The following is an 8,134-nucleotide window of genomic DNA, read 5'->3' on the forward strand; positions in this document are numbered from 1 at the left end:
GGGCCCCGGGACGACGACAGGACCACCCATGAGCAGCGCCTCCGGCCAGCCGGCCCTCGCCCGCCGTCTGGGCACCTTCGACGCCACCGTGATCGGGGTGGGCTCCATGGTCGGGGCGGGGGTGTTCGTGGCGTTCGCCCCGGCCGCCGCCCACGCCGGGCCGTGGCTGCCCGCGGCGCTGCTGCTCGCGGCGGTGGTCGCCTGGTGCAACGCGACGTCCACCGCCCAGCTGGCCGCCGTGCACCCGGCCTCGGGCGGGACCTACCTCTACGCGAACCGGCAGCTCGGCCCGTGGCCGGGCTTCGTGGCCGGGTGGGGCTTCGTCACCGGCAAGACCGCCTCCGCGGCGGCCATGTCGCTGACCTTCGGCCTGTACACCGCCGAGCTGCTGGGGGCCGGCGACGCCGGGGCGCGGCTGCTCGCCGTCGTCGCCGTCCTGGGGTTGACGGCGGTGAACCTCGGCGGGGTGAGCCGCACCGCCCGGCTGACGAAGCTGCTGGTCGTCCCCGTCCTGGCCGTGCTGCTGGCCGTGGTGGTGCTGCTCCACACCGTCCCGGGCCCGGCGGCCGGCGCGGTGCCCGGGTGGGAGGGCAGCGGATGGGGCGTGCTGCCCGCGGCGGGGACCCTCTTCTTCGCCTTCGCCGGCTACGCCCGCGTGGCCACCCTCGGCGAGGAGGTCCGCGACCCGGCCCGGACCATCCCCCGGGCGGTGCTCGGCGCCCTGGCGCTCACCCTGCTGCTCTACGCTGCGCTGGGGCTGGGCCTGCTCCGGTTCCTCGGGGCGGACCGGCTCGCGGCGGCGACCGCGCCGCTGCTCACGGTGGTCGAGCGCGCGGGATGGTCCGCCGGGACCACGGCCGCCGGCGCCGTGCTGGTCACCGCCGCCGCGGCCCTGGCCACGCTGGGGGCGCTGCTGGCCCTGGTCGCCGGGATCTCACGGACGGTGCTGGCCATGGCCCGGCAGCGGGACCTGCCCGGCCGGCTGGGCGCGGTCTCCCAGCGGCACCGGGCGCCGTGGGCCGCGGAGCTGGCCGTGGCCGGGGTCGTGGTGGTGCTCGTGCTGGCCGGGGACGTGCGCACCGTGATCGGGTTCTCCAGCTTCGGGGTGCTCGTCTACTACGCCCTGGCCAACCTCTCCGCCCTCACGCTGACCGAGCGTCCCGGCTGGGCGCCGCGGGCCGTCAACGCCCTGGGCCTGGCCGGCTGCCTGCTGCTGGCCTTCACGCTCCCGGCGGCCTCGGTGCTGACGATGCTCGGCGTGTTCGCGGTCGGCCTGGCCGGCCGCGCCGTGGCCCTGTCCCGGCGGCGCTGAGCCGGACCCGCACACCCGCCGCCGCGGCCCGCAGCCGGGGACGCGGGGGCTCGGCGGGCGCCGGGCGGACCGGAACGGTCAGGCTCCGGCGGGGCGCACCACGGGGCGCAGGTCCTCGGCCGGCGGGGCCCAGGCGGCGGGGTCGGCGCGGACCTGCTCGCCGGAGCGGATGTCCTTGACCTCGTGGGCGAGGGACCCGTCCTCGGCCCGGACCGTGAACCACACGTAGGGGATGCCGCGGCGCTCGGCGTAGCGGATCTGCTTGCCGAACTTCGCGGCGCTGGCCGAGACCTCGCACGCGATGCCGCGGGCGCGCAGCTGCCCGGCGACGTCCTGGGCCTGCGACCAGGACTCCTCGTCCACGAGCGAGACCAGGACCGCGGTGGGGACCTTCCGGGAGGCCTCGGCCATGCCCTGGGCGAGGATGCGGGAGACCAGGCGGGTGACGCCCACGGACAGGCCCACGCCGGGATAGGTCTTCTTGCCCGTGGACGCCAGGGACTCGTAGCGCCCGCCGGAGCACACGGAGCCCAGCTGCTCGTGGCCCACCAGCACGGTCTCGTAGACGGTGCCCGTGTAGTAGTCCAGGCCGCGGGCGATGGACAGATCGGCCACCACCGTCCCGGGGGCCCGGCGGGAGGCCTCGCCCACCACCTCGGCGAGCTCCTGCAGTCCCTCCTCGAGCAGCTGGGTGTTCACCCCGAGCGCGCGGACCTGCTCCACGAAGGACGTGTCCTCGGTGCGGATGGACGCCAGCTGCAGCGCGGCCCGGGCCTGCTCGGGCGACGCCCCGAGCTCGTCGCAGAGGGCCTGGGCGACCTTCTCGGGGCCGATCTTCTCGAGCTTGTCGATGTTGCGCAGCACGCCGGCCGTGTCCTGCAGGCCGATGCCGCGGTAGAACCCCTCCGCCAGCTTGCGGTTGTTGACCCGCAGCACGAACGGCGGGATCGGCAGCTTCGCCAGCGCGTCGATCATCACCAGCGCCAGCTCCACGTCGTAGCGGAACGGCAGGGCGCCGTCGCCGACCACGTCGATGTCCGCCTGGGTGAACTCGCGGGCGCGGCCCTCCTGCGGGCGCTCGCCGCGCCAGACCTTCTGCATCTGGTAGCGGCGGAAGGGGAAGGTGAGGTGCCCGCCGTTCTCGACCACGTACCGGGCGAAGGGCACGGTGAGGTCGAAGTGCAGGGCCAGCCGGGCGTCGTCCTTCTCGGGGGCGTCCTCGTCCTCCTGCAGGCGCGAGACGACGTAGACCTCCTTGTCGATCTCGCCCTTGCGCAGCAGCTGCTCGACCGTCTCCACCGCCCGCGTCTCGATCGAGGAGAAGCCGTGCAGCTCGAAGGTCTCCCGCAGCACGTCCAGGACGTGCAGCTCGACCAGACGCTCCTCCGGAAGCCATTCGGGGAAACCGGACAGGGACGTCTTGCGGGCCATGGGGAGGTGCTCCTCGGGTGGGACGGTGGTGGGCGGGCGGACCGTGCGGGCGGATGGGGCCGGTCGGTTCCGCCCTCATCCTAGAGAGCCGCCCCCGCCCGGCCCAAAGCCCGGCCCGGAGCACGGCCCGGAGCACGGCCCGGAGCACGGCCCGGAGCAGGGCACGGCGCCCCGGCCCTCGCCCGCCCCGGACCGGGCCCCGCGGCGGGCCCCGGGACGGGCTCGCGGGCCGCCGTGGTGAGGGCGCGGCCTCGGTAGTATGGACAGGACGATTGTCCGAAGCCGGGCGACGGCGCCGGATCCGATGTCGGTGCCGGCCCGGCGAGAGCGAAAGAGTTGTAGCGGTGACAGAACGTCTCGAATCCGACGACCAGCCCACCCCCCGCCCCGTTCCCGGCCCCGGAGCCGCGCCGAAGCCCGGCGTGCCGAAGCCCGGCACCGCGAAGACCGGCGCCCCCAAGCCCGGTGCGCCCCGCCCCGCGGTCCCGGCGGCTCCCGCCCCCGGCCCGGCGGCCGTCCAGCCGGGCGCCGCGCAGCCCGTGGCGGCCCCGCCGGCGGCGGCTCCCGCGCTGGCCTCGCCGGAGTCCGTGGCCCGGGCCCGCGCCTTCGGGCGGGTGACCGAGGACGGGCACGTCTACGTCGTCGTGGACGGCGAGGAGGTGCTGTGCGGGCAGTTCCCCGACGCCACGGAGGACGAGGCGCTGGGCTACTTCGCCCGCAAGTACGACGACGTCGAGGCGCAGGTCGCCCTGCTCGAGCAGCGGGTGTCGGCCGGCGCCCCCTCGGCGGACATGCTGACCACCCTCGACCACCTCGCCGAGCAGGTGGGCCAGCGCAACATGCTCGGGGACATCCGCGGCCTCGAGGGACGGCTCGAGGCCCTGCGCCCGGCGATCCGCGAGCTCGAGGCGGCCGAGCGGGCCGCCCACGAGGCCCAGCGGGCCCAGAACGTCGCCGCGCGCGAGGCGATCGTCGCGGAGGCGGAGCAGATCGCCGCCCAGGAGCCGCAGCGCACCCAGTGGAAGCAGTCCTCCGCCCGGATGGCCGAGCTGTTCGATCAGTGGAAGGCCCACCAGAAGTCCGGGATCCGGCTGGGCCGGGCCGCGGAGGACGCGCTGTGGAAGCGGTTCCGCACCGCCCGCACCACCTTCGACCGCCACCGCCGCGCGTTCTTCTCCCAGCTCGACGCCGACAACGCCGAGGCCAAGAAGGCCAAGGAGGCCCTCATCGCCGAGGCCGAGGCCCTCTCGGGCTCCACCGACTGGGGCGCCACGGCCGCGGAGTACCGCCGGCTCATGGACCGGTGGAAGGAGTCCAAGCGGGCGTCGAAGAAGGACGACGACGCCCTCTGGGCCCGCTTCCGCGCCGCCCAGGACAGGTTCTTCGAGGCCCGCAAGGCCGACAACGACCGGATCGACGAGGAGTTCGAGGGCAACCTGGCGGTGAAGGAGCAGCTGCTCGCCGAGGCCAAGGCCCTGCTGCCCGTCGCGGACCTCAAGGTCGCCAAGCGCACCCTCGGCGACATCCTGGACCGGTGGGAGCAGGCCGGGAAGGTCCCGCGCGCCCACATGCGCCGGGTGGAGGCCGAGCTGCGCACCGTCGAGGACGCCGTGCGCCAGGCCGAGGACGAGAAGTGGCAGCGCTCCAACCCCGAGACGAAGGCCCGCTCCAACTCGATGCTCAGCCAGCTCGAGACGAAGATCGAGGACCAGGAGGCCGCCCTGGCCAAGGCGCAGGCCACCGGGGACACCCGGCGCGCGGCCAAGCTGGAGGGCGAGCTCGCCACCAGCCGGCAGTGGCTGGAGACCCTGCGCCGCTCCTCGGCCGACCTGCGCTGACACCACCGGCGCCGTACCGCCGACGCTTGACCGGTACCGCCGAACCGCTACTGCCGAACCACCCGGATCGGCCGGGCCGCACCGGCCCGCGCCGGTCGTCGGCGGCGCCCGGGAGGCCCCGGGCCCGTGCTGTCCACAGCACCGGCCCGGGGCCTTCCCCGTGCCCGGCCCGTAGACGAGGCTGGCCCCATGCACGACCCGCCCTGGACCCCGGACACGCTGCTGCTGCCGGACCGGCCCTTCTCCCGCGGCGAGCTCTCCGCCCTCGTCGCCGACGGCGTGCTCGTGCCCGTGGTGCTGGAGGCCCACGTGCTGCGCGGGCGCCCGGTGACGCGGGCGGTGAAGCTCGCGGCCCTCGAGGCGCAGCTGCCCCCGCACCTGCTGGGCCGCGGGGTGCTCGGGCGGCTCTCGGCCGCGTGGTTCTACGACTGCGCCCCGCGCCCCACCGTGCTCCCGGTGCTGCTGGACAAGCTGCGGCGCACCACGATGTCCCCGGTGCCGGACGGGATGGCGCTGCACCAGGTCACCCTGGGGGGCTACGACGTGCACGACGCCGGCCCCGTGCGGGTCACCACACCGCTGCGCACGGCCGTGGACCTCGCCCTGCACGTCCCCGAGCATGAGGGGCTGACGGCCCTGGAGCGGCTGATGCACGCACCGCACCTGCACTGCCCGCCGCCGCTGGTGCAGGCCGCGCTCGAGAGCTTCGAGCGGATGCCCGGACGGCAGGCGGCGCTGCTGCGGGTGCGCCGCGCCGCGCGGACGATCGGCCGGCCCGTGCCGTGACCCGGCGCCGCGGGCGCCCGGCCCACCGGGTCAGCGGGAGGACGGCTCCGAGATGGGCCGGTTGCCGGAGGTGCGGTAGACGTCGTAGACCCCGTCGATCCGGCGGACCTGGTTGAGCACGTGGTCCAGGTAGCGCGGGTCGCCCATCTCGAAGGCGAACCGGGAGATGGCCAGCCGGGCCTTGGAGGTGTGCACCGAGGCGGCGAGGATGTTGACGTGGTTCTCCGAGAGCACCCGGGTGACGTCCGAGAGCAGGGACTTCCGGTCGAGGGCCTCCACCTGGATCTCCACCAGGAACACGCTGGACTGCGTCGGGGCCCACTCCACCTCGACCACCCGCTCGGTGGAGGTCAGCGCCAGCATGTTGACGCAGTCCTTGCGGTGCACCGAGATGCCGGCGCCGCGGGTGACGAAGCCCATGATCTCGTCCGGCGGCACCGGGGTGCAGCAGCGGGCGAGCTTGACGTAGACGTCCGTGGCGCCCTTGACCACGACCCCGGAGTCGGACACGCGCGGGCGCACCGGCTGGGTGGCGATGGTCGTCTCCGCGAAGTCCTCCTCCGCGCCGTCGGCCCCGCCCAGGTTGCCGACGATCTTCTCCACCACGTCCTGGGCGCTGACCACGTCCGAGCCGATCGCCTCGTAGAGCGAGCTGATGTCGGTGCGGTGGAAGTCCTGGGCCACCGCCAGCAGGGACTCCTGGGTGAGGGTGCGCTGCAGCGGCAGGTGGTGCTTGCGCAGGGCGCGGGTGAGGGCGTCCTTGCCCTTCTCGATGGCCTCCTCGCGGCGCTCCTTGGAGAACCACTGCCGGATCTTGTTGCGGGCCCGCGGGGACTTCACGAACTTCAGCCAGTCCTGGGAGGGCCCGGCGTGCTCTGACTTGGAGGTGAGCACCTCCACCCAGTCCCCGTGCTGCAGCTCCGAGGACAGCGGCACGAGCTTGCCGTTGACCCGGGCGCCGATGGTCTTGTGCCCCACCTCGGTGTGCACCGCGTAGGCGAAGTCCACCGGCGTGGAGCCGGCCGGCAGGGCCATGACCTCGCCCTTGGGCGTGAAGACGTACACCTCGGAGGTGTTGATCTGGTAGCGCAGCGAGTCGAGGAACTCGGAGGAGTCCTGCGTCTCCTCCTGCCAGGAGACCAGGGAGCTCAGCCACGCGAGGTCCCCCTCCTGCGCCTTGGGCGTGGCGGAGTTCGCCTGGTTGGCCTGGTCCTTGTACTTCCAGTGCGCGGCCACGCCGTACTCCGCCCGCCGGTGCATCTCGTGGGTGCGGATCTGGATCTCCACCGGCCGCCCGTCCGGGCCGATCACCGTGGTGTGCAGGGACTGGTACATGTTGAACTTCGGCATGGCGATGTAGTCCTTGAACCGCCCCGGCAGCGGCCGCCACCGCGCGTGCAGGGCGCCCAGCGCCGCGTAGCACTCCCGCACCGTGTTCACGAGCACCCGGACCGCCTGCAGGTCCTGGATCTCGTCGAAGTCCTTCCCGCGCACGATCATCTTCTGGTAGATCGAGTAGTAGTGCTTGGGCCGGCCCGTGATGGTCGCCTCGATCCCCGCCTCGGAGAGGTCCAGGGCGATCCGCTCCCGGATCTTGGCCAGGGAGCGCTCGCGCTGGGGCTGGCGCTCCCCCACCATCCGCACGATCTCCTCGTAGACCTTGGGGTAGAGCGCCGCGAAGGCCAGGTCCTCGAGCTCCCACTTGATGGTGTTCATGCCCAGCCGGTGCGCCAGCGGGGCGAAGATCTCCAGGGTCTCCCGCGCCTTCTTCGAGGAGGAGGACTGGGAGACGAAGCGCCACGTGCGGGCGTTGTGCAGCCGGTCGGCGAGCTTGATGACGAGCACGCGGATGTCCTTGGCCATCGCCACGATCATCTTGCGCACCGTCTCGGCCTGCGCGGCGTCCCCGTACTGGACCTTGTCCAGCTTCGTCACGCCGTCGACGAGCGCGGCCACCTCGTCCCCGAACTCCGCGCGCAGCTGCTCGAGCGTGTAGTCGGTGTCCTCGACCGTGTCGTGCAGCAGCGCGGCGACCAGGGTGGCCCCCGTCATGCCCAGCTCGGCGAGGATCGTGGTCACGGCCACGGGGTGGGTGATGTAGGGGTCCCCGCTCTTGCGCTTCTGCCCCTCGTGGCACTTCTCCGCGACCTTGAACGCGCGCGCCAGGACCTCGATGTCCTCTTCCGGGTGGGTGGCGCGCACGGTGTGCAGCAGCGGTTCCAGGATCGGCGAGTGGTCCATCGGCCGGCCGGAGAGGTAGGACAGGCTCGAGCGGGTGCGGTCACTGCGGCCCGGGAACACGGCCCGGCCCTGCAGCGGCCGGGAGGCGGGCACGACGTAGTGCGTGCCGGCCATGTCCGAACGGCGCGGCGGTGTCGGGGCGGTGCCCTGACCGGCGGGGACGCCCCCGTCGTCGGACGAGCTCATGGCCGTAGCTCCCTTCCCATCGACGACCGGGGCGGCGGCCGTGCGGCCGCCGCCCCGGTCGTCGAGCTGACGTGTGCTGCTGCACACCGTGCGCGCCACCCACCCGGAAGAGGACATCGAGGTCCTGGCGCGCGCGTTCAAGGTCGCGGAGAAGTGCCACGAGGGGCAGAAGCGCAAGAGCGGGGACCCCTACATCACCCACCCCGTGGCCGTGACCACGATCCTCGCCGAGCTGGGCATGACGGGGGCCACCCTGGTCGCCGCGCTGCTGCACGACACGGTCGAGGACACCGACTACACGCTCGAGCAGCACAACACGATCCTCGGCCTCGTGGCCTTC

Annotated in this window: 6 protein-coding genes; 4 read left to right on the forward strand and 2 right to left on the reverse strand. The window is 73.8% G+C overall.

Annotation, left to right across the window (positions count from 1 at the left end; genetic code table 11):
* Positions 1-28: 28 nt before the first annotated feature.
* Positions 29-1,312: an APC family permease gene (locus ABL57_RS10050; protein ID WP_047803326.1), complete on the forward strand. Its 1,284-nt coding sequence runs from the start codon at positions 29-31 to the stop codon at positions 1,310-1,312.
* Between the two features lie 78 nt (positions 1,313-1,390).
* On the opposite strand, the gene hisS is transcribed toward ABL57_RS10050, so the two are convergent.
* On the reverse strand, positions 1,391-2,743 hold the full coding sequence (hisS, locus tag ABL57_RS10055; RefSeq protein ID WP_047803327.1) for a histidine--tRNA ligase: 1,353 nt from the start codon (positions 2,741-2,743) through the stop codon (positions 1,391-1,393).
* Between the two features lie 344 nt (positions 2,744-3,087).
* Here hisS and ABL57_RS10060 point away from each other — a divergent pair, with 344 nt between their 5' ends.
* The gene (locus tag ABL57_RS10060) at positions 3,088-4,581 is read left to right on the forward strand and encodes a DUF349 domain-containing protein (RefSeq protein WP_371212474.1); all 1,494 of its coding nucleotides are present in this window, start codon (positions 3,088-3,090) and stop codon (positions 4,579-4,581) included.
* Positions 4,582-4,770: 189 nt separating this feature from the next.
* Complete coding sequence (locus tag ABL57_RS10065) at positions 4,771-5,367, forward strand: type IV toxin-antitoxin system AbiEi family antitoxin (RefSeq protein WP_047803328.1); 597 nt, start codon at positions 4,771-4,773, stop codon at positions 5,365-5,367.
* Between the two features lie 30 nt (positions 5,368-5,397).
* Here the strand turns inward: ABL57_RS10065 and ABL57_RS10070 are convergent, their stop codons facing one another.
* Positions 5,398-7,722, reverse strand: coding sequence for a bifunctional (p)ppGpp synthetase/guanosine-3',5'-bis(diphosphate) 3'-pyrophosphohydrolase (locus ABL57_RS10070; protein WP_062736845.1), 2,325 nt, complete (start codon positions 7,720-7,722; stop codon positions 5,398-5,400).
* Between the two features lie 145 nt (positions 7,723-7,867).
* On the opposite strand from ABL57_RS10070, the gene ABL57_RS10075 reads away from it, so the two are divergent.
* Positions 7,868-8,134: HD domain-containing protein (locus tag ABL57_RS10075; RefSeq protein ID WP_047803330.1), on the forward strand; the 267-nt coding region annotated here is incomplete at its 3' end.

Source organism: Kocuria sp. SM24M-10, from assembly GCF_001027955.1.
GTDB classification, from domain to species: domain Bacteria; phylum Actinomycetota; class Actinomycetes; order Actinomycetales; family Micrococcaceae; genus Kocuria; species Kocuria oceani.